The organism is Ruegeria sp. H9, from assembly GCF_056532915.1.
The window spans coordinates 273,599-299,839 of sequence record NZ_JBQFNX010000004.1 but is presented as its reverse complement, the minus strand read 5'-3'; the positions used below and the strand labels follow the sequence as shown (position 1 = coordinate 299,839).

Genomic DNA, 26,241 nt, shown 5'->3' with positions numbered 1-26,241 from the left:
TTACATCCTGAACACGCCGAAACGTGTCTCCTCAATCGGGGCGTTAAGTGCGGCACTCAGCGACAATGCCAACACATCGCGCGATTTGCGCGGGTCGATGATGCCGTCATCCCACAACCGCGCCGACGCGTAGAGCGGGTGGGATTGTTCTTCGAACATGTCCAGCGTCGGGCGCTTGAATTCAGCTTCTTCCTCAGCCGACCATGTGCCGCCCTGTCGTTCGATCCCGTCGCGTTTGACAGTCGCTAGGACACCTGCAGCTTGCTCGCCCCCCATCACTGAGATACGCGAATTCGGCCAAGTCCACAGGAACCGAGGCTGATAGGCGCGTCCTGCCATGCCGTAGTTTCCAGCTCCGAAGGACCCTCCGACAAGCATTGTGATCTTTGGAACGCTCGTCGTCGCCACCGCCGTCACCATCTTGGCCCCGTGCCGCGCGATGCCTTCGTTTTCGTATTTGCGGCCGACCATGAAGCCGGTGATGTTCTGCAGGAAGACCAGCGGGGTTTTGCGCTGCGAGCACAGTTCGACAAAATGCGCACCCTTCTGCGCGGCCTCAGAAAACAACACACCGTTGTTGGCAATGATCCCGACCGGGCAGCCTTTGACATGGGCAAAACCGGTCACCAGCGTCTCACCAAATCGCGGTTTGAACTCGTCGAACCGAGAGCCATCGACCAGCCGCGCAATCACCTCGCGAATGTCATAGGGCGTGCGCAGATCGGCCGGAACTACGCCCAAAATTTCCTCGGGATCATAGGCAGGCTCTTCTGGTGTTTCGAACTGTAGGCCAGGCTTCAGCCCTGCACCCCCCAACGACCCGACGGCCCGCCGTGCCAGGGCCAACGCATGCGCATCGTCCTCGGCCAGATAATCCGCCACGCCGGACAGGCGCGTATGCACATCGCCGCCACCCAGATCTTCGGCTGTCACAACCTCCCCCGTCGCGGCCTTGACCAAAGGCGGTCCGGCCAAAAAGATCGTCCCCTGCTCTTTCACGATGATCGTCACGTCGGACATCGCCGGAACGTAAGCCCCGCCCGCCGTACACGACCCCATTACAACGGCGATCTGAGCAATCCCCTTCGCGCTCATCCGCGCCTGATTATAGAAGATGCGGCCAAAGTGATCGCGGTCGGGGAAAACCTCATCCTGATTGGGCAGGTTCGCACCGCCGCTATCGACCAGATAGATGCAGGGCAGATGGTTTTCCTCGGCAATCTCCTGCGCGCGGAGGTGTTTCTTGACCGTCAGCGGATAATATGTGCCGCCTTTCACAGTGGCGTCGTTGCACACCACCATGACCTCGCGCCCCTGCACCCGGCCAATCCCCGCGATCACCCCGGCACAGGGCGCGGCATCTCCATACATCCCATGTGCCGCCGTCGCGCCGATTTCCAAGAACGGAGAACCCGGATCGAGCAGGTTCGCCACCCGACGACGCGGCAGCATCTTGCCCCGCGATTCATGCCGCGTCCGCGATTTTTCACCGCCACCCATGCGGGCCGCTTCGGCGGCATCCGCAATATGTGCCAGCGCATCCAGATGTGCGGCTCGGTTCGCCTTAAACCCCTCAGAGGTTGGTATGGCTTTGGATTTTATTTTCATTCCATCTTCCCCAAGTCGCGCAATTCCACAGCGCGTTCAGCGGTTTCGGTCAGCAGGCAATTTGCAGCAACAATCGAGCGTATCGTTCCATCAGACCATATGCCGTAGGCCAGAGCACATTCAGCATCCCGAAACCCGATCCATGCGCGTTGAGCATCTCGCAACTGGTCCGAAAGTTCGGGACTTTGTTCAGCCAGTTCTGCTCGACGCAGTTTATACTGTTCGTTTAGAAATGAATCCCAAATTTGGGTTTCGGCTTGAATACACTCGGTGATGCCAAGGGTTGTTTCATTTCCCGGTATCGTTTGGCAGGCATTAGCAGCTGCGCCGAGACATGATGACATGCTATCGCCCTGCTGCGTCTGAGAAAAACACTGTTGAATATACGACTGGTCTACCCAAGCGCCCTGAGCGGAAACAAGCGATGGTGCTAGCATCGCAGCAAGTGCAATTCGCATCATGTAATTGCCTCCCCTGCAGCCCGCGCCTTCAATTCCTTCCGGATCACCTTTCCTGTCACCGTCATCGGCAACTCTTCCAGAAACGACACCTCACGCGGATAGGAATACTGCGCCAAACGGTCCTTAACCCAGTCCTGCAACTCAGCGCCCGACGCCTCAGCCCCCGGCTTCAACACCACATAGGCCTTCACGATCTCGGTCCGCAGCTCATCGGGCTTGCCGACCACGCCCACCGTTGCCACAGCCGGGTGGGTCAGCAGGCAATCCTCGATCTCAGCCGGGCCAATCCGGTAACCTGCCGAGGTAATCACGTCATCATCCCGACCGACAAAGCGCAGATAATCGCCCTCCCACACGCCACGGTCACCGGTGATCAGCCAATCACCTCGGAATTTCTCAGCCGTTGCTTGCGGATTATTCCAGTATTCCAGCAGCATTGAGGCCGAACCGCGCCGGATGGCAACATCGCCTTCCTCCGTCGTCGGTTGGCCATGATCGTCAATTACCGCCACCTCATGACCCGGCACCGGTTTACCGATACAGCCGGGGCGAACGGGGAAGTCCTCGGCGCAGGAGGATACGACCATGTTACACTCGGTCTGGCCATAAAACTCGTTGACCGTCAGACCAAACGCCTGCTGGCCCCAAGCCAACATCTCAGCGCCCAAAGGCTCGCCCCCAGACGCCACCGACCGCAATCCCGGTATCGACTGATCCGCAGCTTTGAGCATCCGCAAAGCCGTCGGTGGAAAGAAGACGTTCCGCACCCCCGCCCGCGCGATCACATCGGCGCAGGCCTGTGGGGTGAATTTGTCCAACCGCGTGGCGACCACCGGAACGCCCAGCGCAAGCCCGGGCATCAGAACGTCGAACAAGCCGCCGATCCACGCCCAGTCTGCTGGCGTCCACAGGCGATCCCCTTCACGCAAGTGATTGTGGCTGATCGAGACGCCCGGCAGGTGGCCCGTCAGCACGCGATGGCCGTGCAGCGCACCCTTGGGGCTGCCAGTAGTGCCGGACGTGTAGATTAGGACTGCCGGATCCTCGGGGCCGGTATCAGCAAAGGGCACCGGTTGCCCTTCCTGCCTAATCTCATCAACCAAAAGCGGTTGGGCCAATTCACCCAGTAACGCAGACCCTTCCGCATCGGTCAAAACGATCCGCGCACCTGCATCTCTGACGCGCGATGCCAGCGCATCGTGTTTGAACAGCTTGAACAACGGCACCGAAATCGCGCCGATCTTCCAGATCGCCAGATGCGCGGCGGCACACCACGGCGACTGGCTGAGCAAGACGCCAACCCGGTCTCCTGGCTGGACCCGAGCTATCAACGCGCGAGCGATGCCATCAACCATAAGCTCCAGTTCGCCAAATGTTACCACGCTCGGATCGCCCCGGGTCAGATCCAGCAAAGCAACCCGATCGGATTGTTGCGACAGGCATTGCTGCGCCATGTTCAGCCGATCAGGCATCGCCCAGCTTTGGTCGCCGCGCAAACCCGGTATGCGCTCAGCGGGATGCATGCTGATTTTCCCTTATTTCATTGGCGGTTGCAGCTAGCCTCCCCGCTTCAGCAATTTCCGGAGTTTGATGCAGATCAGAGCATTTCTGCGCCGCGGCATCCAAAACATCGGCATCAACGCAAGCAAAGGCACGAATATGACAAAGAAACTCGCCGCTTTGACCCTTTCTACCGCACTTGTCGCTCTGGCTGCCCCAGCCTTCGCCCAATCCCAGGGCGATTGGACTGTCGGTGTTGGTGTCGGCTATCTGGACCCCAAATCCGACAATGGAACTCTGGCCGGGTTCGACGCCGAAATCGACTCGGACACCCGTCCGATTTTCACCGTCGAATACTTCGTTCAGGACAATCTCGGGATCGAGCTCTTGGCCTCGACCCCCTACAAGCATGACGTCACTCTCGGTGGCAGCGTTGACGCGGGCAGCGTCAAGCATCTTCCGCCTACTCTGTCGCTGAACTATCACTTCCCGACCAATAGCGGGTGGAAGCCCTATGTCGGCGCTGGTCTGAACTACACCATCTTCTTCGAGGAAGACTCGCCTTTGGGCGATCTCGATCTGGACAACTCCTTCGGCGTTTCTCTGCAGGCCGGTCTGGATTACATGGTCACGGAAAAAGGCGCGGTGCGTCTGAACGTGCGCTGGTTCGACATCGACTCGGACGTCAAACTTGACGGCAACGACATCGGCACCGCCGAGATTGATCCCTTCCTGATTGGTCTGTCCTACGTTCATCGTTTCTGATCCAATCGCAAAAAGCCCCGTGGTTCAATGAACTGCGGGGTTTTCCGTCACAACATCTCGTTCATCATTTCGCGCCCAATCAGCATGCGGCGGATTTCGCTGGTGCCCGCGCCGATTTCCATCAGCTTTGCATCGCGGAAAATTCGGCTGACCGGCGAATCCGACAGGAAACCGGCACCACCCAACGCCTGAACGGCCTGATGCGCCTGCACCATCGCCTGTTCCGAGGCATATAGGCAGCACGCTGCAGCATCCTGACGGGTTACATCCCCGCGGTCGCATGCCTTGGCAACTTCGTAGACATAGGCCCGCGCCGAATTCATGGCTGTGTACATATCCGCGATCTTGCCTTGCATGAGCTGGAAGCTCCCGATCGGTTTTCCGAACTGCTTACGCTCGGCCAGATAGGGCATCACTTCATCCAAGCAGGCGGCCATGATCCCGGTTCCAATTCCCGCAAGAACCACACGCTCATAGTCCAGACCGGACATCAGAACGGCTACACCCCGCCCTTCTTCGCCCAGAACATTCTCGAACGGCACTTCAACATCTTCAAAGATCAACTCAGCGGTGTTCGAGCCGCGCATGCCAAGCTTGTCGAAATGAGGCGAAGTCGAAAACCCGGTCATCTCTTTCTCGATCAGAAAAGCCGTGATCCCCTTTGACCCGGCGTCCGGATCGGTCTTGGCATAGACGACCAGAGTGTCTGCATCCGGCCCGTTAGTGATCCAGTATTTGTTGCCATTCAGCCGATAGTGATCGTTTCGCTTTTCTGCACGTAGCTTCATGGAAACCACATCCGACCCAGCCGAGGGCTCGGACATAGCCAACGCCCCGACATGCTCACCCGAAATCAGACGGGGCAGATATTTTTTCTTCTGCTCATCCGTTCCGTTCAGCTTGATCTGGTTCACGCACAAGTTCGAATGCGCCCCATATGACAAAGATACCGAGGCCGAGGCGCGCGCCACTTCCTCAACTGCCACCGTATGCGCCAGATAGGACATACCGGCCCCGCCATATTCTTCAGGGACTGTGACGCCCAACAAACCAAGCTCACCCATTTCTTTCCACAGCTCATTCGGAAAGGCATTGGACGCGTCGATCTCGGCCGCCATCGGTTTGACCCGTTCCTGAGCCCAGCGGTGCACCATCTCACGCAGGGCGTTCACGTCCTCGCCCAGATCGAATTGCATTGTGGCCATAAACATGCAGGGCTCCTCCGATTGCATTAATGAACAAGCGTTCAATAATCAGATAGCAGCGTTTCCTCCTCTGGTCAATGACGACACGCAGGCCAACGCAAAACGCCGCCCGGCAAGGGGCGGCGTTTTCAGATAAATCGAGCGTGCGCTGAAAGCGCACTCCGCTGGACTATAACTGATAGACAGCGCTGACTTCAGCCCGGATAATGCGCGCAATTTGGGCACAATCTTCCAGCGAAAAGGTCAGTGGAACGCGCATATCCATGATCCCTGCCAATATCCGATCACTGACCGGCATCGGGGCGCTGTCGGCATAACGCCAACTGTCATAGCGTGAGGTAAAGCCCGACGGTTCAGCCCCCCCGAACCACTTCAGTTCGACCCCGCGCGCGGCGCAACGCTGGATTACCTCGGCAATGCGCGCGGGCGTCCAGTCCAGCAACAGGAATTGTATCGATGAACCGACATAGGTCTCAGCATCAGGCCGCTCCACCATCGTCAAACCCGGTGTTTCACGCAGGCCATGCTCAATCTCAAAATAACGTTCATTCCAACGCTGCACCTGCCGATCAAGATCACGCAACTGCGGACGTAAGATCGCTGCACGCAAATTATCCATCCGACCCGAGACATTGGGGGTTGTGTACTTGATCTGCTCGAACACCTCCGGCCCAGGCGCGGCCAGATGGCGTTCATACAGCATATATGAGCCAGAGAGCATCGTTGCCTTGGCCGCCAGCTTCGGATCATCCGTGATCAATAGCCCGCCCTCGCCCGAATTTACGTGTTTGTAGGTCTGGCACGAGTAACATCCAATGGCCCCCTGCCGCCCAGACAGTTGTCCGCGCCATGCCGCACCCATGGTATGCGCACAATCCTCGATCACGATCACGCCGGCGGCGTCGCACATCTGCATCAGCCGATCCATATCGCACAGATGCCCTCGCATGTGGCTAAGCATTAGTACTTTCGACTGATCCAGCTTGGCCTCAAGATCATCCAGATCGATGGTCAGGGCTTCGGTCACACCAACAAAGACCGGCTTTGCGCTTACCGACGCAATCGCCCCCGGCACCGGCGCCAGAGTGAACGCGTTGGTCAGAACCGGATCGCCCGGCTTGACCCCCACCCCACGCAACGCAGTGGCCAGAGCGTAGCCACCCGACGAGACTGCCAGACAGTATTTCGCCCCCATCTGGGCGGCGAATTCCTGCTCCAACAAAGCCGTCTCGCTCAACTCGCCAGGGGCAACATTGTAGCGGTGCAAACGACCATGGCGCAAAACGGCCAAGGCGGCCTCGATCGCCTCTTCGGGAATGGGTTCTTGCTGGGTGAAATTACCTGTGAATGTCTCAGTCATGAATCCGTTTTTATGCTGAGTGTTAAGCGGGTCAAGGGATCAGGCCGCCGCTCCGATCAAATCGGAGACCAGTTTCGGTAAATCATCAAAATGATGCAACAACGCCTCGGGCTCCAGCGCAGCCATCTCATCGCCCGACGGGCCGAATGTCACCAGTACCGACGGCACTCCGGCAGCCCGCGCCGTATTTCGGTCGGTATCTGAGTCGCCGATCAATACGCAGTGGTCAGGGTGCCCTCCGGCGCGACGCGCTGCTTCGCGTAACGGTTCAGGGTCGGGTTTCCGCACCGGTAATGTGTCTGCACCGATCAGTGAAGCAAAGTGATCACGGACACCCATCCGGGTCAGCAGCAAATCAGCCAGGCCTTCGGGCTTGTTGGTGCAAATCCCCACGCCATAACCTGCCTCTTTCAGTGCTTCGACGGCTTCAAGCGCACCGGGATAGAAATAGGTATGCGTATCGATCGCCTGCCCATAGACGTCCAAAAAGACCGGATAATAGGCTTCGACAACATCCGCATCATAGGCGCCGACCCGCTTCAATCCATGGGACAACATCAAGCGTGCACCGCGTACCGATACCGCCGCATCAAGCTCGGGCGACAGAACATCCCCATGACCCATCTCGCGAAAACAATGGTTTGCAGCGGCCAGCAAATCACCAGATGTATCCGCCAAAGTTCCATCCAGATCAAAGATTACCGTTCGCATGCTCACCTCCTGAACCGGCGGGATTCCGCCATGTCGTGTTGCAAACGGCAATCTTCTTTGATGGCTGAACCGCTTGCGCCTTTGCCCACAGCGGATAAAACGGGCGGCGACAAAACAAAAGAGAAAACGATTTCATGAGCACTGCCCTTGTCATTCTTGCCGCCGGAAAAGGCACAAGGATGAACTCTGATATTCCCAAAGTCCTGCATCCGATCGCTCAGGCCCCAATGCTGGTTCACGCCATGCGCGCCGGTGCTGTCCTGTCGCCCGAGCGCACGGTGATTGTTACCGGCCACGGTGCGGAAGCAGTCGCGCGTGTGGCTGAAGCCGAAGATGAAAACGCCAGCATTGCGGTGCAGGAAGAACAACTTGGCACCGCCCACGCGGTTGCGCAGGCGCGTGCAGCGCTGGAGGGCTTTCAGGGGGATGTGGTCGTCCTCTATGGTGACACCCCGTTTCTACAGCCCGACACCCTGCAGCGGATGATCGAAGCGCGCGCAAAAAACGATCTGGTCATTCTTGGATTCGAAGCTGCAGACCCCGCCCGTTATGGCCGCCTTGTGATGAACGGGGACGCCTTGGAGCGGATCGTCGAATTCAAGGATGCCACAGATGAAGAACGCACTATAACCTTCTGTAACTCAGGACTTTTGGCATGCGATTCCGAAACCTTGTTCTCGCTGATCGATGCCGTTGGCAATGACAACGCCTCGGGTGAATACTATCTGACTGACGTAGTCGAGATCGCCCGCAGCCAAGGGCTGACCGTAACTGCAGTTGCCTGCGACGAAGCTCAGACGCTGGGTATTAATTCGCGCGTTGATCTGGCGGCGGCTGATGCGGTGTTTCAGGTGCAAGCACGGTCTGCATTGCTGGATCTGGGGGTCACTCTGATGGCCCCTGAAACCGTGTATCTGGCCGCAGATACCGTCATTGGCCGCGACACTGTCATTGAACCCAATGTGGTTTTCGGCCCCGGAGTGACCGTGGAAAGCGGCGCAACGATCCGGGCGTTTTCACATCTCGAAGGCTGCCATGTCAGCCGAGGTTCGGTGGTAGGACCCTATGCCCGGCTGCGTCCGGGAACAGAGCTGGCTGAAAACGCCAAAATTGGCAACTTTGTCGAGATCAAGAACGCCGAAATCGCCGAAGGCGCTAAGGTGAATCACCTCAGCTATATTGGCGATGCCTCAGTCGGGGCGGCGACAAATATTGGTGCGGGAACCATCACCTGCAACTATGACGGCGTGATGAAGCATAAAACGACCATCGGGGAAAACGTGTTCATCGGATCGAACACGATGCTGGTGGCCCCGGTCACTCTGGGTGATGGCTCAATGACCGCCACGGGGACCGTAGTGACCAAGGATATTGAGCCAGACGCACTAGCCGTGGCGCGTTCTAAGCAGGAAAACAAACCCGGCTATGCGCGTAAATTGTTTGAAATGTTGAAGGCGAAGAAGGCTCGCCGCGACAAAGGAGCCTGAGTTATGTGTGGAATTGTTGGTGTTCTGGGCAGTCACGAAGCTGCCCCTATCCTGGTCGAAGCACTGAAGCGGCTTGAGTATCGCGGTTATGACAGCGCCGGTATTGCGACCGTGAACGATGGCGCTTTGGGCCGCCGACGGGCCGTCGGCAAGTTGGTGAACCTAAGCGACCTTCTGGTTCACAACCCCCTTCCGGGTAAATCCGGTATCGGTCATACCCGCTGGGCCACCCATGGTGCCCCATCGGTTAACAATGCACATCCGCACAAGGCCGGGCCTGTCGCCGTAGTGCACAACGGCATCGTTGAAAACTATCGTGAATTGCGGGCTGAACTGGCCGATAATGGGGTCGGTTTCGTGACGGATACCGACACTGAAACCGTTGCCCTGATGACGGAAAGGTACATGTCCGAAGGTCTCTCTCCGGTCGACGCCGCGTTTAAAACCATTGATCGGCTTAAGGGCGCCTTTGCGCTCGCCTTTCTGTTCGACGGTCAAGAAGACCTGATTGTTGCGGCGCGCAAGGGCTCGCCCCTTGCAATTGGTCACGGCGATGGTGAGATGTTTGTTGGGTCTGATGCGATCGCGCTGGCCCCCCTGACGGATCGCATCTCCTATCTTGAGGAAGGCGATCGGGCGGTTCTGACCCGCACTTCGCTTGAGATTCGAACCGAAACGGGTGAGCTGGCCAACCGCGAAGTCCGGCGAATTCAAATCGATCAAACCCGTGCCGACAAAGGTGGCCACAAGCACTATATGGCCAAGGAAATTGCCGAGCAGCCTGTCGTGGTGGCCGAGGCGATCCGCTCGTATCTTCCGACCGAAGGCGATCAGGTGGTGTTGCCCGGTGACGATCTGGATTTCACCAAACTGGACCGTCTGACCATGGTGGCTTGCGGCACCGCATTCTATGCCTGCCTGACGGCAAAATATTGGTTCGAGCAGTTGGCCAAGATGCCGGTTGAAGTCGATATCGCCAGCGAGTTCCGCTATCGTGAGCCTCCAATCTCGGACCGGACGTTGGCGCTGTTTGTAAGCCAGTCGGGCGAAACCGCCGACACGCTTGCTGCCTTGCGCTATTGCGAAGGCAAGGCGGACAAGATTGTCTCGGTCGTGAATGTCGCGGAAAGCTCGATTGCGCGCGAAAGCGATGTGGCGTTGCCGATCCATGCGGGCGTCGAGATCGGTGTTGCCTCGACCAAGGCGTTCACCTGTCAGCTTAGCGTGTTGCTGATGCTTGCCCTCAAGGCCGCTGCAGATCGAGGCACGCTTAGCGATGAAGAGATCGCCGATCACGCGGCCGCCCTTCGCGGTTTGCCGACTGTTCTGAATGCTGCGCTGGATCAGAACGACGCTATTCGCCAATCCGCCCAACGCCTGTCCGAAGCGCGCGACGTGCTGTTCCTGGGCCGTGGCCTCATGTACCCGCTGGCGATGGAAGGCGCGCTGAAACTCAAGGAAATCAGCTATATCCACGCCGAAGGCTATGCCTCGGGTGAGTTGAAGCACGGCCCCATCGCCCTGATCGACAAGCATATGCCGGTTGTCGTCATGGCACCACGCGACGCAGTTTTCGACAAGACAGTTTCGAACATGCAGGAGGTGATGGCGCGCAAAGGCAAGGTTATCCTTGTCTCGGATGATGACGGTATCGCTGAGGCAGAAGATGGAGTTTGGAGTACGATCCGTATGCCACATGTGCACGCCAGCCTTGCCCCGATTCTCTATTCGGTGCCCGCGCAATTGCTGGCCTACCACACGGCGGTGGCCAAAGGCACAGATGTGGATCAGCCCCGCAATCTGGCAAAATCCGTCACGGTCGAGTGACGGCAGATGCAGGCCTATCTGGATCAGATCAAAGCCCATGCCGATCCTGAACGCGCAGAACAGGTGGCGGCCTATCACAAGGTAGACCGCCCCTATCTGGGTGTTCCGAACCCGGTTCTGAACGATCTGACCAAGGCTTGGCGGCGCGAACTTGAAGTCATCGACCGCATCGCTGTCGCCGATGGCTTATGGCAGACCAACATTCATGAAGCGCGGGTCGCGGCAGCAAAGCTGCTGACCCAAGCCCGTATCCGACCGGATGACGCGGTGTGGGACCTGCTGCAAAGCTGGCTACCGGATTTTGACGCCTGGGCCGTGGCCGATCATGCCTGTATGGCGATGCAAAAGCGTCTTTCGGCTGATCCAACCCGGCTGGATCAGGTCGAACGTTGGACCACGTCGGGCCACATGTGGACCAAACGCGCCGCGCTGGTCGCCACCTTGCCCTGGACCAAACAGAACCATCCCAAACCGAAAGACCTGGCATGCCGCGACCGTATACTCGGCTGGGCTGCCACGTATGTCTCCGATCGGGAATGGTTCATCCAGAAGGCCATCGCATGGTGGCTGCGCGAATTGTCAAAGCATGATCCAGGGCGCGTAGTCGCGTTTCTGGAAACGCACGGCGCAAACATGAAACCCTTTGCCCGCAAAGAGGCTGGGAAATACCTGCGCGCTCAGTCGGAATAGACTTCCAGTTCCACCAACTCGTCATATGGCACCAACAACGCGCGCATGGCTTCAAGCGACAGCCGTCCGCCACCGCCTTCGGGGCCTGGTGCGGGAACAAGCGTGACATAGGCCTGCGCACCCGTGCGCGGCACAACCACGCGGCCGTTGATTTCAGTTTGTACCAGAGGCGTCTGCAACCAGCGCCCCGATGTGTTGGGATCGCCCAGCCCGGCAACGGTCGTTTTGGCGCCAGACCACCCTGCGGCAGCCACAGGTTCAGGAGTTACCTCCGTCGCCTCTGCTGTAACGGGTTCAGCCGCCGTCTCGTTGGATGAACTTCCGAACACCCGATCCGTCGTGGACCGAACGGCATCGCAACCGGCAACGAGGCTAAAAGCTAAAACCAAAGCATATTTCATAACACAAAACCTAGAGCGCTGCGCCTAACTGTACCAGTCCAAAACGCAGATGGCACTTGCCGCGAACATGCCTCCGCTTTACCTATGAGCCATGACAGCTCCGCTTATAGACCCGTTTGCCCGCGCCATCACCTATCTTCGCGTCTCCGTTACGGATCGCTGCGATTTCCGCTGCGTCTACTGCATGTCCGAAGATATGAAGTTTCTTCCCAAAAAAGACCTTCTGACTCTGGAAGAGTTGGATCGTATGTGCACGACTTTCGTCAATTTGGGCGTCGAGAAATTGCGCATCACCGGGGGCGAACCACTGGTTAGGCGAAACATCATGTCATTCTTCAACAGCATGACCCGACATCTGGACAGCGGCGCCCTGAAGGAGCTGACGCTGACAACCAACGGATCACAATTGCACCGATTTGCGGATGATCTTTACGCAGCGGGCGTGCGGCGCGTGAATGTATCGCTCGATACGCTGGATGAAGACAAATTTGCCAAGGTCACCCGATGGGGCCGCCTGAAACAGGTGCTGAACGGCATTGACGCAGCGCAGAAGGCTGGCCTGCGGATCAAGATCAACGCTGTCGCTCTGAAAGGGTTCAACGAGCCCGAGCTACCCAAGATCACCGAATGGTGTGCCGAACGTGATATGGATCTGACCTGGATCGAGGTGATGCCCATGGGCGACATAGGCAACGAAGACCGGCTGGATCAGTATTGGTCGCTCAAGGACGTCCGCAAGGAATACCAGAACCACTATACGGTCACTGATCTGGCCGAACGGACAGGTGGTCCGGCGCGGTATGTCAGGCTTGAGGAGACCGGACAAAAGATCGGTTTCATAACGCCACTCAGCCATAACTTCTGCGAAAGCTGCAACCGCGTGCGCCTGACCTGCACTGGTGAGATCTACATGTGCCTTGGCCAGGAAGATATGGCTGATCTGCGCGCACCCCTGCGCGATCATCCCGATACCGAGAAACCGTTGGAAGACGCGATCCGTGCAGCCATCAACCTCAAGCCCAAGGGCCATGATTTCGACTATTCCCGGCAAGCCGTCGACGGTCAGATGAGCCGCCACATGAGTCATACGGGCGGCTGAGATGCCCGGCACACCCGCGCAGCCAACGCTGCTGTACAAACTGTACTGCGGTCTCATATCTATTGCCGAACCCCTGATTTGGCGAAAAGTACGCAACAAACTGCACGCTGCGGGTGTTCCCGAAAGCCGCCAGCAAGAACGGCTTGGCCATGCCAGTTTGCCGCGCCCAGATGGGCAGCTGATCTGGTTTCACGCGGCCAGTGTGGGTGAAAGCCTATCGGTTCTAAGCCTGATCAACTGTCTGGGGCAGCGCCTGCCGAATGCTGAGTTTCTCATCACCTCAGGCACCCCGACCTCGGCGACGTTGATTGCTAAGCGCTTGCCTGCCCGGACGCGCCACCAATATCCGCCATTGGACAGCGCCGCTCCGGTGCGCGAGTTTCTGGACCACTGGAAACCCGATGCAGGCATCTTTGTAGAAAGTGAAATCTGGCCCCGGCTGATCGTAGAGGCCGCAAATCGCGGCACGCCACTGGCGCTCTTGAATGCCCGGCTATCTGACAAATCAGTGGATAGTTGGAACAAGCGCCCGAACACTGCGCGCTTCATTCTGGATCATTTCAAGGTATTTCTGACCCAGAACGACAAAACCGCCGCTAATCTGATCGCAATTGGTGCCGACGCGGATCGCGTACAGCCCGGCACCAACCTCAAGGCCATGTCTGACCCGCTGCCCGTAAATCAGGATGTCCTGACCAAAACCCAAGCGCAGATAGATGGTCGCCCGCTATGGATTGCCAGTTCGACCCATGCAGGGGAAGAAGAAACGGTTCTGGCAGCCCACAAAGCGTTGCTACAGCGCTGGCCCGACCTGCTATTGCTGCTGATCCCTCGCCATCCGGAGCGTGGAGACGACGTTGCTAAATTGGTGAGCGATGCTGGTCTTTCGCATGCACGACGCAGCGCTGACCAACAGATAACATCAGACCTACAGGTCTATGTCGCGGATACATTGGGTGAAACCGGAACCTGGTACGCCCTCTGCCCCATCGTTTTCCTAGGGGGATCGCTGAAAGAGATCGGCGGCCATAACCCGTTCGAACCGGTTCAGGCGGGGGCTGCGGTGATCACCGGCCCTGGTTATTTCAATTTTGCCGAGACATTTGAGCCGCTCATCAAAACGGGCGGCGCCGTCCGGATCAACTCGGCCAACGCATTGTCAGATGCTGTCACCCTCTGGCTGTCGGACAAAGCCGAACTGCACACCGCTCGAATGGCGGCCGATGCCTGCGTGAAAACACAGAGTTCGGCGTTGGATGCGGTGATCGAAACGCTCTGCTCCCGCCTGTCTCTCGGCTGACAAAACACACCGATCCCTCTTCATCAGGCTAAAAATACCTCGGGGGGGGTGGGGCAGAGCCCCCACCCTTCCCATCAAGCAGCAGGCATCCGCTGCTCAACAATCTCGGCCCACCAACTACACCCGGCAGGAATGGCCTCGTCGTTGAAATTATACTCGGGATGATGAACCATGGCCGTATCTCCATTGCCCACCAGAATATAAGCCCCCGGACGCTCTTCGAGCATAAAGGCAAAATCCTCACCCCCCATGACAAGGGGCGCCTCGTCACAGCTGCCCGAGACCGATTTCGCCACCTCGGCCGCGAAATCGGTCTGCTCGTCACTGTTCACCATCACCGGATAGCCACGAATGTAGGTCACATCCGCCGTGCCACCAAAGGTCGCTGCAACTCCTGCGCAAATCTCGTTGATCCGTTTCTCGGCAAGATCGCGCATCTCTTTGCTCATGGTGCGTACGGTGCCTTTGATCTGCACCGTCTGCGGGATCACGTTAAACGCCTTCGAGGATGTCTCGAACGATGTCACAGACACCACGACCTGATCGATCGGGTCGGCATTGCGCGAGGCAATCGTCTGCAACGCCAACACGGCCTGCGCCGTCATCACGGTTGTATCCACGGTCTCTTGCGGTTTCGCGGCGTGGCCACCGCGTCCTTCAAAGGTGATGTCGAACTGATCGGTCGCGGCAAAGAACGAACCCGGACGGATCGAGAAGCTGCCGACCGGACGGCCCGGCCAGTTGTGCATGCCGTAGACTTCCTGAATGTTCCAGCGCGCCATCATGCCGTCTTCGCACATTTCGCGACCACCGCCGCCACCTTCTTCAGCGGGCTGGAAGATGACCACTACAGTGCCGTCAAAATTACGCGTTTCCGAAAGGTATTTCGCCGCCCCGAGCAGCATCGCCGTATGTCCATCATGGCCACAAGCATGCATCGCCCCATCGTTTTTCGAGGCGTAATCCAACCCCGTCGCCTCGTGAATCGGCAGCGCATCCATATCAGCACGCAGACCGATGACTTTGCCACTCGAGTCTGATTTGCCCTTGATCACACCGACAACCCCGGTGCGACCGATCCCGGTGGCGACCTCGTCGCAGCCGAACTCTTTCAGTTTGTCCGCGACCAAAGCACTGGTGCGGTGGGTTTCAAACAGAATTTCGGGGTTTTCATGAATATCCCGTCGCCATTCGGTGATTTCGGCCTGCAATTCGGCAAAGCGGTTCTTAACTGGCATGTCTTCTCTCTCCTAATTCAAGCCGCCGGCATCCGGCGCTCGACCATTTCGGCAAACCATGAGCATCCCATCGGGATGATCTCATCGTTAAAATTGTATTCAGGGTGGTGCAGCCCGGCGCTGTCGCCATTGCCCAGCACGATGAACGCTCCGGGGCGTTCTTCCAGCATGAACGAGAAATCTTCGCCGCCCATCACCATGGGCGCTTCATCACAGCTGCCACCTACGGAAATGGCGGCCTCAGCGGCAAATTCCGTCTGTTCTTCGGCGTTGATCGTCACCGGAACTCCACGCGTGTATGAGACTTTGACAGTGCCACCGAAGGTTTCAGCAATACCCTCAGCCACCTCGCTTAGCCGCGTCTCGATCAGGTCGCGCATTTCGTTCGAATGCGTTCGTACAGTACCGCGCACCTGCGCCGATTGAGGGATCACATTGAACGCTTTGGATGAGGTCTCGACCGAAGTCACAGACAGAACCGCCTGTAAAATAGGGTCCGCGTTACGCGACACGATGGTCTGCAAGGCCACGATCAGTTGCGACAACATCACTGTAGTATCAATTGTTTCATGCGGTTTCGCCGCGTGGCCGCCTCGACCTTCCAGATGAATGTCGAACTCATCCGCAGCCGCCAGCAGCGGGCCAGACCGGATCGCGAACTGCCCTGTCGGCACACCTGGCACATTGTGCATGGCATAGACTTCCTGAATGCCGAACCGATCCATCAGACCGTCTTTGCACATCGCCTCGGCCCCATTGCCACCTTCTTCCGCTGGTTGGAAAATCACAATGGCCGTGCCGTCGAAGTTCCGCGTCTCAGACAAGTATTTCGCCGCGCCCAACACCATCGCCGTATGGCCATCATGGCCACAGGCATGCATGGCGCCATCGGTTTTCGAGGCATAATCAAGGCCCGTCTGCTCCTGCATCGGCAGCGCGTCCATATCGGCACGCAGGCCGATCACACGACCCTGCGTGTCGGTCTTGCCCTTGATGACGCCAACGACACCGGTGCGGCCAATGCCCGTCACAACCTCATCGCAACCGAACTCTTTCAGCTTTTCAGCCACCAAGGCGCTGGTGCGGTGGGTGTCATAGAGGATCTCAGGGTGTTGATGAATATCCCGCCGCCAACCGGTGATTTCTTCGTGCATTTCGGCAAGTCGGTTCTTGATTGGCATCTGATCCTCCCAAATCAGGCGACGGGTAATCGTCGTTCCACCAGCTCGGCAAACCAGCTGCAACCGGCGGGAATGGCGTCGTCGTCGAAGTTGTATTCTGGGTGATGGCACATGGCCGTGTCCCCGTTTCCGATAAAGATGTAGGCTCCGGGCCGTTCTTCAAGCATGTAAGCAAAATCTTCTGACGGCATAATTGGATCGGTGCTGTCATTGACCTTGCCTGCCACGGCCTGCGCGGCCTCAGCAGCATAGATGGTTTCATCGTCCGAATTCACCGTCACCGGATAGCCCGGTGTCCACGTCATCTTAGCCGAAGCTCCAAAGGCCGAGGCAGTGTCCTCGGCGATCCGGCGCACGCGTTCTTCAGCGACCTTTCGATATTCTGGGTCAAGTGTACGAACAGTTCCCCGCAACCGCACCGTATGGGCAATCACATTCGAGGCCACACTATCGGTTTCAAAGGTCCCGACGGTCAGCACCACCCTTTTGATAGGATCCACGGTACGCGACACCACAGATTGCAAAGCTACAACAATGTGCGACGCAATCAGCGTTGTATCTAGCGCCTCATGCGGGGCGGCAGCATGACCGCCTTTACCCGTTACAACAATTTCGAATTCATCCGAAGAAGCCAGCAATGCGCCTGGTCGAATGGCAAACTCACCAACCGGCATCCCAGGCATGTTGTGCATGCCATAGACTTCTTGAATACCCCAGCGCTCCATCAGCCCGTCCTGACACATGGCCAGACCACCTGCCCCGCCTTCTTCGGCAGGCTGGAAAATCAACACAACGGTACCGTCAAAATTCCTCGTCTCGGCCAGATACTGCGCGGCGCCCAACAGCATCGAGGTATGACCGTCATGACCACAGGCATGCATCTTACCAGAAACGGTCGAAGCATAGTCCAGTCCCGTCGCCTCTTCTATGGGCAGCGCATCCATGTCGGCACGCAGCCCGATAACACGGCCTAGCGTATCCTGACGTCCCTTGATGACGGCAACCACGCCAGTCTTGCCGATGCCGGGCGTGATCTCATCCACACCGAACTCCTTCAGTCGGTCGACCACAAACCCTGCCGTTTCCTCAACATCATACATCAGCTCGGGATGCATATGCAGGTGACGACGCCATTTGGTGATCTCGCCATGCATTTCGGCGAGCCGGTTCTTGACGGGCATCTTTAACCTCTCCTTTGAGATGTTATTCGCAGAGCCTCTTTACCAGACGCTCCATAAATTTTTGACCTGCGTTGAATTGAGAAATCGTAATGAACTCATTCGGCTGATGGGCCTGCGCGATATCACCTGGGCCGCAGATAACAGCGGAATAACCGGCTTCCTGAAACTGCCCCGCCTCAGTGCCATAGCTTACCACATGTGTCGCATTGTCACCGGTGAGCGCGCGCACCAGCGTCTCGGCCTCGCCATCTTCTTCAGGCACAAGACCTGGGATCGAAAAATGCTCGGACAGCTCGATCCGGGCGTCGGGATGAACCGCTTGCATCCGCGCCTCGACTTCACGAACCTTATCGAAATAGGCCTTCTGCCAGACCGATTTTTCATCGTCCGGAACGGTGCGGAAATCCATCATGAAGCGACAGTCTTTGGCAGTGATATTATGCGCGGTTCCGCCTTCGATCATACCAACATGGCAGGTAGTCCAAGGCGGATCGAACACTGACGCAATGTCTGAAGGTTGCGCCGCCATATTCTCGGCGTTCCGATCATTGGCCCAATTGATCAGCGGCGCGGCCTCCATGATCGCATTGACGCCTGTGTGCATGATTGAGCTGTGAACTTCGAACCCCACCACATGCGTGTCAAAGCCAAACCCGCCCTTATGGCCGGTGACGGCCTGCATCATCGACGGCTCGCCCACAATCACGGCTGATCCTTTGGGCAGAACCTCCTGCATGTGGGCGATCATCGGCGGCGCGCCGGTGCAGCCAACCTCTTCATCAAAGCTCAACGCCAGTTGCAGGGGGCGTTTGGTGTCAGCGTGATGCGCCTCGACCAAGGCCCAGATCGCCAGCGCGTCAAAGCCCTTCATGTCGCAGGTGCCACGCCCGAAATACTTGCCATCTTTCTCGGTCACGACAAATGGATCGGTGTCCCAAGGCTGGCCATCGATGGGAACAACATCAGTGTGACCCGATAGGACAATCGCGCCCTCTTCCCACGGGCCGACATGCGCGAACAGAGCCGCCTTATGCGGCTGATCCGGATCAGGCCAACGATGCGGTTCGATCCCGTGGCTTTGCAGATACGCCTCGACCCAATCCACCAGCGGTAAATTCGTATCGCGACTGACAGTCGGGAATGAGATCAGCTTAGTCATGATCTCTAGCGGAGACAGGCGCTCAGCCATGAGGGTCAATATCCGCTGTCAGTGGTCAAAACAAAATGGCCCGGTTCAACCTCGTTGTATTGCGAGGGTTCGGGCGCGTATCCAATCGGATGAATTGGCGACGGGATCGGTTTGAAGTTCAAGTCTTTTTCCGACTTGCGCTTGTTCGGGTCGGCAATTGGTACCGCCTTCATCAGTGCCTGCGTATAAGGGTGCTGTGGGTTCTCAAAAACCCGAGCACGCGGGCCCAGTTCGACAATGCGGCCCAGATACATCACACCGACATGGTGACTGACCCTCTCGACCACCGCCATGTCATGGCTGATGAACAGATAGCTGAGGCCAAGCTCGGACTGCAGCTCCATCATCAGGTTCAGCACCTGCGCCTGAACCGAGACGTCCAGCGCCGAAACGGCCTCATCCGCGATGATTAGCTTGGGATTCAGCGCCAGTGCTCGCGCAATCGCAATCCGTTGCCGCTGACCACCCGACATCTCATGTGGGAAGCGGCGCATGAAGCTGCGCGGCAGTTGCACTTTGTCGAACAGTTGCGCCACGCGGTCCTGCAGTTCTGACCCCGACGCAACCCCATAGTTCCGCATCGGTTCGGCGACCTGATCAACCAATTGCATCTGCGGGTTCAGCGAGGCGAACGGATCCTGAAAGATCATCTGCATGTCCAGCCGCGCTTTGCGCAGGCCGGCCTGGTCCAGCTTCATGATGTCGACACCGTCCAGATCAACCTCACCCGCCATCGGCTCCACCAATCGCAGGATCGAGCGCCCTGCCGACGACTTGCCACACCCAGATTCGCCAACGAGGCTGAGAGTCTGCCCCCGGTTCAGCGTGAACGAGACATCTTCGACTGCATGCACGTTCGAGATGGTCCGGCGCAGCAATCCGCCTTTCACCGCAAATCGCGTGGTCAGGTTCTTGACCGTCAGCAACACTTCGTTCGTACCCGGGATCGGAGCGATCTTCTGGCCTTCCTCACCCAGCAGTTTCATTGGCTCGGGCGCGGCTTTACCCTGCATCTCGCCCAATTTCGGAACCGCCGCCAGCAACGCCTTGGTGTAATCGTGCTGCGGGTTTTCGAAGATTTCTTTGACGGTGCCTTCCTCGACCTTGTTGCCGCGGAACATAACCACCACGCGGTCCGCCATCTGCGCGACCACAGCCATGTCATGGGTGATAAACATCACCGCCGTTCCGGTCTCGCGTTTGAGGCGGTCCATCAGCGCCAGAATCTCGGCCTGGATGGTCACATCCAATGCAGTAGTGGGTTCATCCGCAATCAGCAGGCGAGGCTCACACGCCATGGCCATGGCGATCACCACACGCTGGCGCATGCCACCGGACAGTTCATGCGGATATTGCTTCAAACGTCGCTCGGGCTCGGGGATGCGCACCTGACGCAATAATTCCAGCGCGCGCTCTTCGGCCTGCGCTTTGTTCATGTCCTTGTGGATTCGCAATCCTTCGGTGAGCTGCCGTCCGACGGTGAAAACCGGGTTCAAGGCCGTCATCGGCTCCTGAAAGATCATTCCGATCTCATTTCCGCGAATCTGCTTCATCAGATCTTGATCGGCGTGGGACAGATCCATTTCCTCGCCGCCGCGGCGATCGAAAAGCAGTTGCCCGCCAGCAATTTCACCGCCGCCGAACTCGACCAAGCGCATCAGCGATAGAGATGAGACTGATTTGCCCGACCCCGATTCGCCCACGATACAGACGGTTTCGCCTGGGTTGACCTCGAACGAGACGTCCTCGACGCCCACCACTGGGCCATCTTTAGTTTGAAATTCGACCCGTAGTTTTTTGATCTGGGCAATTGGCTGATCCAGCACGCGCGCTCTCCCCTTGGCGGCTTTTCGGATTGGGTGCCAAACGCTAAGGCGGGCAGATGTGAAAAGTCAAACCGATAGGTCAAATTTCGCAAGGCAAGGCTTGCAATTTTCCAAAACTCTGTTTCGATACGCCGCGTAACCGTTCTGGGGAGAGGTCTGAATACACGAAGGCGATACAATCGTTTCCGTTTGATTCCAAATCCTTATCCCTTTTGACGGCCACGCCTAACCCGCGGGCATCGCGGAGATAATCGAGACACGTATGTGTCCAACATGGAGTGTATGATGAAAATCAAAACCCTTTTGCTTGGTGCGATTGCAAGCACGGCAATGGCCCCGATGGCCATGGCCGAGCGTGGATCGGACGGCAATGTCAGCATCATTTACTGGCAAGCCCCATCGATCCTGAACCCGTTCCTTTCGGGTGGCACCAAGGATGTGGAATCCGCGTCGCTAGTGATTGAGCCGCTCGCCCGGTACAATCAAGATGGCGAAATGGTTCCGTTCCTGGCATCCGAAATTCCGACAGTTGCAAATGGTGGCGTCAGCGAAGACCTGACCTCGATCACTTGGAAAATCGCGCCGGGAATCACCTGGTCAGACGGCACACCTTTCACCTCCGCTGATGTAGTGTTCACTGCAAACTATTGCATGGACCCAGAAGGCGGTTGTGCGCAGGTGACCAAATTTGAAGGTGTCACCAATGTCGAAGCTGTCGATGATCTGACCGTCAAAGTCACATTCGATGCGCCGACCCCGTTCCCTTACGGCCCGTTCGTGGGTGGTGAGAGCCCGATCATCCAGGCGGCACAGTTCGCGGATTGCATGGGAGCCAAAGCGCCCGAATGCACCGAGCAGAACTTTAACCCGATCGGCACAGGCCCGTTTGTTGTCACCGAGTTCAAGCCAAATGACGTGATCACTTTCAAGGCCAATGATAACTACCGTGACCCGGCAAAGCCTGCGTTCGCAACGGTGACATTCAAAGGCGGTGGCGATGCAACTGCTGCTGGTCGTGCGGTCATGGAAACCGGCGAATTTGACTATGCCTGGAACTTGCAGCTTGCGCCTGAAGTGATCGCGCAGATGCAGGAAGGCGGCAAAGGTACTCCGGTCGCAGGCTTCGGCCCGCTGGTGGAACGCATCATGCTGAACCAGACCAACCCGTCGCCAGATCTGCCGGAGGGCGAGCGTTCGACTGCAACGCATCCGCACCCGTTCCTGCAGGACCCTGCTGTTTACAAGGCCATGTCGCTGGCCATCGACCGGCCGCTGCTGGTTGAAATCGGCTACGGTCAGGCCGGTAAGGTTACCTGCAACTGGGTACCTGCGCCTGCCGCGGTGAATTCCGACACATTCAGCTGCGATACTCAAGATATCGAAGGTGCCAAGAAGCTTCTGGATGACGCGGGTATCGTTGATTCCGATGGCGATGGCATCCGTGAAAAAGACGGTGTACCGCTGAAGATTGTCTACCAGACTTCTACCAACGCAGTTCGCCAGGACTTCCAGGCGCTGATCAAAGAATGGTGGAGCCAAATCGGTATCGAAACTGAGCTGCGCAACATCAATGCTTCGGTCTTCTTTGGTGGTGATCCGGGTTCGCCTGACACCTTCCAGAAGTTCTATGCCGACGTTGAAATGTATGCCAACACCTTCAACGGCACTGACCCGCAGTCCTATCTGGGCAACGGCCTGTGCGACAAGGCACCCAAGCCTGAAAGCCAGTGGCAGGGCGAGAACATCAGCCGTTTCTGCAACGAAGAGTTCGACAAGCTGCATGGCAAGCTGGCCGAAACCGCAGGTGCGGATGAGCGCGCGCAGATCGCGCGTCAGCTGAACGACATCATGGTTGAAAATGGCGGAATGATCCCGCTGGTGCACCGTGGTCGACTGTCGGCACACGCTAACACGCTGGGTGGCGTTGTCCTGAACGTTTGGGACAGCGAGCTGTGGAACATTGCGGACTGGTACCGCAAGACCGGTTCCTAAGCGTTAATCTTGCAAAACCGCGCCCCGACCCATATCGGGGCGCGGTCATTTGCAGACCACTCCAACAAGAAGACGCATATAAAGGCGCCTCTTAATGCTCAACTTTACCATCAGACGACTGGTGCTGGCCGTTCCCACGCTACTGTTCATCAGCCTCGTCATCTTCCTGCTCCTCGAACTCGCACCCGGCGATCCGATGGCGCAGGTTCCACTTACCGTCCCTCCCGAAGTCAAAGAGAAGATGCGCGAGGCACTGGGCCTCGGTCAGCCGATGCATATCCGGTTCTGGAAATGGATCGTGCAGTTCTTCTGGATCGAACCGCAGGTTCTGGTCGACTCGATCTTTGGCACAACCTTCTCCGAAGGTGACCTGCGCGTGATTTCGTGGCAGACCCGCTCACCCGTCATGGACATCGTCGTTCAGCGCATCCCGCAGACCCTGTGGGTTGTTGGCACCGCTTATGTGGTCGCCATCCTGATCGCTCTGCCCATCGGTATCTATTCGGCTTACCGGCAGTATTCCTGGTTCGACCAGATGGGCACATTCGTGTCGATGGTCGGCTTCTCGGTACCGCCGTTCTTCTCGGGCGTATTGGTGATCGTGATCTTCTCAGTCCAGCTTGGGTGGTTCCCGTCGATCTATGACACTACCCATGTGGTCAACAGCTGGGACAGCTTTGTTGTACAACTGAAACAGATGATCATGCCGGTCATGGTCCTGGCTCTGCAGATCACCGCGCAGCTCAGCCGATTCATGCGCGCCTCGATGCTGGACAACCTTAATCAGGATTATGTCCGCACTGCCCGCGCCAAGGGCCTCAGCGAATACACGGTCGTCATGGTCCACGTCCTGCGCAACTCGATGATCCCTGTGGTCACCGTTATCGCGCTGGGTATTCCGGCCATCTTCGGCGGAGCGATCATTACCGAGCAGGTGTTCAAAGTGAACGGCATCGGCCAGTTGCTGATCGGGGCTATTCAGGCCAATGACTTGCCGATGGTCCAAACCCTGACCTTCATATTTGCCGTGCTGATCGTCCTGTTCAATCTGATCGCCGACGTTCTCTATGGCATTCTGGACCCGAGGATTCGTTATGACTGATCATGATCGTACCGATACACTGGTCCCGGACGAAGGGCTTGCGCCCGCCTCGACAGCGCTGCCAACCACCGATGTGATGGAAGAACTGGCCACCCCACCACGGAGCCAATGGCGCGATGTCTGGGATCAGTTCAAGACCCACAAAGGCGCGATGATCGGAGCGATTCTGTTCATCTTCATCGTCGCAGGCGTCTATTTGGGCCCATACTTATGGAGCATCGACCCCACTCAGATCGACATCCGTTCGCGCAATCAGGGCCCCAGTTGGGCGCATCCCTTTGGCACCGACCAGTTGGGCCGCGATATCCTAGCTCGCATGATGTCAGGCGGTCAGACATCGGTGTCAGTCGGCATCACCGCGATGCTGTTGGCGCTGTTTCTGGGCTCGTTCATCGGTGTTCTGGCCGGGTTTTTCAAACGGCTGGATGGCCCACTGATGCGCCTGACGGATCTGTTCTTGGCCTTGCCGTTGCTACCGCTGCTGCTGGTCATGATGCTGCTCTTCCGCGAGCCGCTATCTGCTGCCTTCGGGTTAGAGCGTGGAATCTTCATCCTGATCGTCTGCGCCATCGGCATCACCTCATGGATGCCCACAGCGCGGATCGTGCGCGGCGATGTGCTGGCGATCAAAGAGCGTGAGTTCGTTCTGGCCGCCCGGTCCATCGGCACCAGCAATGGCCAGATCATCACCCGGCACATCCTGCCGAATGTTCTGTCTCCGATCATGGTGTCGGCCACGCTGGGGATTGCAACTGCGATCATCACCGAAAGCGCGCTTTCCTTCCTCGGCCTCGGATTTCCGCCGGACTTCCCGACATGGGGTCGGCTGCTCTTCGATGGCGTCGACTATCTTCAGCAATACCCCGAGCGCGTGTTCTGGCCCGGACTGGCGATCTCACTAACCGTCCTCAGTGTAAATTATCTGGGTGACGGCCTGCGCGATGCGCTGGATCCACGTATTCGCGGACGTTAAGCGAACTTAGTCGGCGCGCTTCAGCGCGCCGGCCAATACGATGATCAGAACGGCCAGCGGTAAAAGAACTGCAAAGGCAAATCTCAGCGTCATCAACTCGGCCAGAAATCCGATCAGAGGCGGCCCAATCAATAAACCTCCGTATCCCAAAGTCGCGACGCTTGCGATCGCCTGTCCGGGCGGGACATGCGGGTCGTTGGCCGCGCGGCTAAAGGCCAGAGGCATGATTACCGCATAGCCCACTCCCATCAGAGCAAAACCCGCCAAAGCCAATCCTGCCCCTCCCGCCGATACCACGCCAAACACGCCCAGCGCGGCGCAAACGCCGCCAAATCGTGCTGTTGCAACAGGCCCGAAACGCGCGATCACCACCCCGCCCGCAAGCCGGAACGCAACCATCGTGACCGAGAAGACCGCATAGCCTAACGCCGCGATACTCTCAGCCGCACCGGTGACATCGCGCAGGAAGATCGCACTCCAATCCGCAACAGCCCCTTCGCCCAAAGCGCCGCACAGCGCTGTGAAACCCACAAGGATCAGGGCACCCGATGGCAAGGCGAACACCGATCCAGGTTTCGAAGCCGATCGTTTCGAAGTCCAGCGTACCCAAGACAAAACAAGCGCAAGCGCGACGACAACGCCACCTGCTAGCAGAAAATGTTGCAACACCGACAGCCCCATCTGCACGGCACCGTATCCGCTGAGCGCCCCCAGCCCGGCTCCAAGGCTCCACATCGCGTGAAAGGACGACATGACCGGCTTGTCATAGGCCTGTTCGACCTCTGCCGCCCAGGCGTTCATCGCAACATCCATCGAGCCATGGAAGGCTCCGAATACAAACAGAAACGCCGCAAGCGACCAGAACCCGCCGGCGAGAGCCAAAAGAATCAGGGAAAAGGTGTAGAGAACCGCGATAACCCGCGTGATCGCCACCGCCCCAAACTTGTCGGTCAAACGGCCTGTTATCGGAAACGAACACACGGCCCCTGCAGCCATGAACAGCAAACCAAGCCCTAGCGCCTCGTGAGTCAGATCCAGCCTGTCCCGAACCGCAGGTATGCGCGATGCCCAGATGCCGAACAGCGCACCGTTCAGGATAAACATGGCGGCCACAGCCCGCCACGCCGCAACAATACCGATCACAG

Annotated in this window: 22 protein-coding genes; 9 read left to right on the top strand and 13 right to left on the bottom strand. The window is 57.8% G+C overall.

The annotated features are described in order from the left end of the window. From ACR0CZ_RS17440 to ACR0CZ_RS17430, 3 genes are read right to left on the bottom strand one after another with little or no spacing between them, the layout of a single operon-like run. The gene (locus tag ACR0CZ_RS17440; RefSeq protein WP_170465999.1) at positions 1 to 1,608 is read right to left on the bottom strand and encodes a carboxyl transferase domain-containing protein; all 1,608 of its coding nucleotides are present in this window, start codon (positions 1,606 to 1,608) and stop codon (positions 1 to 3) included. Then, positions 1,605 to 2,066 (bottom strand): lysozyme inhibitor LprI family protein, encoded by a 462-nt coding sequence (locus ACR0CZ_RS17435; RefSeq protein WP_480852333.1) that lies wholly within the window; start codon positions 2,064 to 2,066, stop codon positions 1,605 to 1,607. Before ACR0CZ_RS17435 ends, ACR0CZ_RS17440 begins: the two co-directional genes overlap by 4 nt. Then, positions 2,066 to 3,592 (bottom strand): AMP-binding protein, encoded by a 1,527-nt coding sequence (locus tag ACR0CZ_RS17430; protein ID WP_170397073.1) that lies wholly within the window; start codon positions 3,590 to 3,592, stop codon positions 2,066 to 2,068. The genes ACR0CZ_RS17435 and ACR0CZ_RS17430 overlap by 1 nt, the downstream gene beginning before the upstream one ends. A gap of 136 nt (positions 3,593 to 3,728) precedes the next feature. Between ACR0CZ_RS17430 and ACR0CZ_RS17425 the strand changes: the two genes are divergently transcribed. After that, positions 3,729 to 4,334, top strand: coding sequence for an OmpW family outer membrane protein (locus tag ACR0CZ_RS17425; RefSeq protein WP_170397075.1), 606 nt, complete (start codon positions 3,729 to 3,731; stop codon positions 4,332 to 4,334). A 47-nt stretch (positions 4,335 to 4,381) separates the two neighbouring features. Here ACR0CZ_RS17425 and ACR0CZ_RS17420 read toward each other — a convergent pair whose 3' ends face one another. From ACR0CZ_RS17420 to ACR0CZ_RS17410, 3 genes are all read right to left on the bottom strand, one after another. Beyond that, positions 4,382 to 5,545 (bottom strand): isovaleryl-CoA dehydrogenase, encoded by a 1,164-nt coding sequence (locus ACR0CZ_RS17420; protein ID WP_170397077.1) that lies wholly within the window; start codon positions 5,543 to 5,545, stop codon positions 4,382 to 4,384. Between the two features lie 163 nt (positions 5,546 to 5,708). Continuing rightward, positions 5,709 to 6,899 (bottom strand): DegT/DnrJ/EryC1/StrS family aminotransferase, encoded by a 1,191-nt coding sequence (locus ACR0CZ_RS17415; protein ID WP_170397079.1) that lies wholly within the window; start codon positions 6,897 to 6,899, stop codon positions 5,709 to 5,711. Positions 6,900 to 6,938: 39 nt separating this feature from the next. Continuing rightward, positions 6,939 to 7,610, bottom strand: a complete 672-nt coding sequence (locus ACR0CZ_RS17410; RefSeq protein WP_170397081.1) for an HAD-IA family hydrolase — start codon at positions 7,608 to 7,610, stop codon at positions 6,939 to 6,941. A gap of 134 nt (positions 7,611 to 7,744) precedes the next feature. On the opposite strand from ACR0CZ_RS17410, the gene glmU reads away from it, so the two are divergent. From glmU to ACR0CZ_RS17395, 3 genes are read left to right on the top strand one after another with little or no spacing between them, the layout of a single operon-like run. Beyond that, a complete protein-coding gene (glmU, locus tag ACR0CZ_RS17405; protein WP_170397083.1) occupies positions 7,745 to 9,097 on the top strand; it encodes a bifunctional UDP-N-acetylglucosamine diphosphorylase/glucosamine-1-phosphate N-acetyltransferase GlmU in 1,353 nt (450 codons plus the stop codon). Between the two features lie 3 nt (positions 9,098 to 9,100). Continuing rightward, positions 9,101 to 10,924 carry a glutamine--fructose-6-phosphate transaminase (isomerizing) gene (gene glmS / locus ACR0CZ_RS17400; protein WP_170397085.1) on the top strand — a complete coding sequence of 608 codons (1,824 nt, stop codon included), beginning with the start codon at positions 9,101 to 9,103 and terminating at the stop codon, positions 10,922 to 10,924. A 6-nt stretch (positions 10,925 to 10,930) separates the two neighbouring features. After that, complete coding sequence (locus ACR0CZ_RS17395; protein ID WP_170397087.1) at positions 10,931 to 11,614, top strand: DNA alkylation repair protein; 684 nt, start codon at positions 10,931 to 10,933, stop codon at positions 11,612 to 11,614. On the opposite strand, the gene ACR0CZ_RS17390 is transcribed toward ACR0CZ_RS17395, so the two are convergent. Continuing rightward, a complete protein-coding gene (locus tag ACR0CZ_RS17390) occupies positions 11,602 to 12,015 on the bottom strand; it encodes a hypothetical protein (protein ID WP_170397089.1) in 414 nt (137 codons plus the stop codon). The genes ACR0CZ_RS17395 and ACR0CZ_RS17390 overlap by 13 nt on opposite strands. A gap of 91 nt (positions 12,016 to 12,106) precedes the next feature. Here ACR0CZ_RS17390 and moaA point away from each other — a divergent pair, with 91 nt between their 5' ends. Beyond that, positions 12,107 to 13,114 carry a GTP 3',8-cyclase MoaA gene (moaA, locus tag ACR0CZ_RS17385; protein ID WP_170404063.1) on the top strand — a complete coding sequence of 336 codons (1,008 nt, stop codon included), beginning with the start codon at positions 12,107 to 12,109 and terminating at the stop codon, positions 13,112 to 13,114. Position 13,115: 1 nt separating this feature from the next. Beyond that, positions 13,116 to 14,414: a 3-deoxy-D-manno-octulosonic acid transferase gene (locus ACR0CZ_RS17380; protein WP_170397093.1), complete on the top strand. Its 1,299-nt coding sequence runs from the start codon at positions 13,116 to 13,118 to the stop codon at positions 14,412 to 14,414. Between the two features lie 74 nt (positions 14,415 to 14,488). Here the strand turns inward: ACR0CZ_RS17380 and ACR0CZ_RS17375 are convergent, their stop codons facing one another. From ACR0CZ_RS17375 to ACR0CZ_RS17355, 5 genes are read right to left on the bottom strand one after another with little or no spacing between them, the layout of a single operon-like run. After that, positions 14,489 to 15,652: a M20 aminoacylase family protein gene (locus ACR0CZ_RS17375; RefSeq protein WP_170397095.1), complete on the bottom strand. Its 1,164-nt coding sequence runs from the start codon at positions 15,650 to 15,652 to the stop codon at positions 14,489 to 14,491. A 17-nt stretch (positions 15,653 to 15,669) separates the two neighbouring features. After that, positions 15,670 to 16,833 (bottom strand): M20 aminoacylase family protein, encoded by a 1,164-nt coding sequence (locus ACR0CZ_RS17370; RefSeq protein ID WP_170397097.1) that lies wholly within the window; start codon positions 16,831 to 16,833, stop codon positions 15,670 to 15,672. 14 nt (positions 16,834 to 16,847) lie between these two features. Further along, positions 16,848 to 18,014: a M20 aminoacylase family protein gene (locus tag ACR0CZ_RS17365; protein ID WP_170397099.1), complete on the bottom strand. Its 1,167-nt coding sequence runs from the start codon at positions 18,012 to 18,014 to the stop codon at positions 16,848 to 16,850. Between the two features lie 22 nt (positions 18,015 to 18,036). Next, entirely contained in the window at positions 18,037 to 19,203 is a 1,167-nt protein-coding gene (argE, locus tag ACR0CZ_RS17360) for an acetylornithine deacetylase (protein WP_170397101.1), read from the bottom strand. Between the two features lie 5 nt (positions 19,204 to 19,208). Continuing rightward, complete coding sequence (locus ACR0CZ_RS17355; RefSeq protein WP_170397103.1) at positions 19,209 to 21,029, bottom strand: ABC transporter ATP-binding protein; 1,821 nt, start codon at positions 21,027 to 21,029, stop codon at positions 19,209 to 19,211. Between the two features lie 285 nt (positions 21,030 to 21,314). On the opposite strand from ACR0CZ_RS17355, the gene ACR0CZ_RS17350 reads away from it, so the two are divergent. The 3 genes from ACR0CZ_RS17350 (at position 21,315) to ACR0CZ_RS17340 (ending at position 25,096) form a co-directional block, all read left to right on the top strand. Next, positions 21,315 to 23,021: a peptide ABC transporter substrate-binding protein gene (locus ACR0CZ_RS17350; RefSeq protein ID WP_170397105.1), complete on the top strand. Its 1,707-nt coding sequence runs from the start codon at positions 21,315 to 21,317 to the stop codon at positions 23,019 to 23,021. A 94-nt stretch (positions 23,022 to 23,115) separates the two neighbouring features. Then, positions 23,116 to 24,123, top strand: a complete 1,008-nt coding sequence (locus tag ACR0CZ_RS17345) for an ABC transporter permease (RefSeq protein WP_170397107.1) — start codon at positions 23,116 to 23,118, stop codon at positions 24,121 to 24,123. Beyond that, positions 24,116 to 25,096: an ABC transporter permease gene (locus tag ACR0CZ_RS17340; RefSeq protein ID WP_170397109.1), complete on the top strand. Its 981-nt coding sequence runs from the start codon at positions 24,116 to 24,118 to the stop codon at positions 25,094 to 25,096. The genes ACR0CZ_RS17345 and ACR0CZ_RS17340 overlap by 8 nt, the downstream gene beginning before the upstream one ends. A gap of 6 nt (positions 25,097 to 25,102) precedes the next feature. On the opposite strand, the gene ACR0CZ_RS17335 is transcribed toward ACR0CZ_RS17340, so the two are convergent. Then, positions 25,103 to 26,239 (bottom strand): MFS transporter, encoded by a 1,137-nt coding sequence (locus ACR0CZ_RS17335; protein WP_170397111.1) that lies wholly within the window; start codon positions 26,237 to 26,239, stop codon positions 25,103 to 25,105. Positions 26,240 to 26,241: the final 2 nt, after the last annotated feature.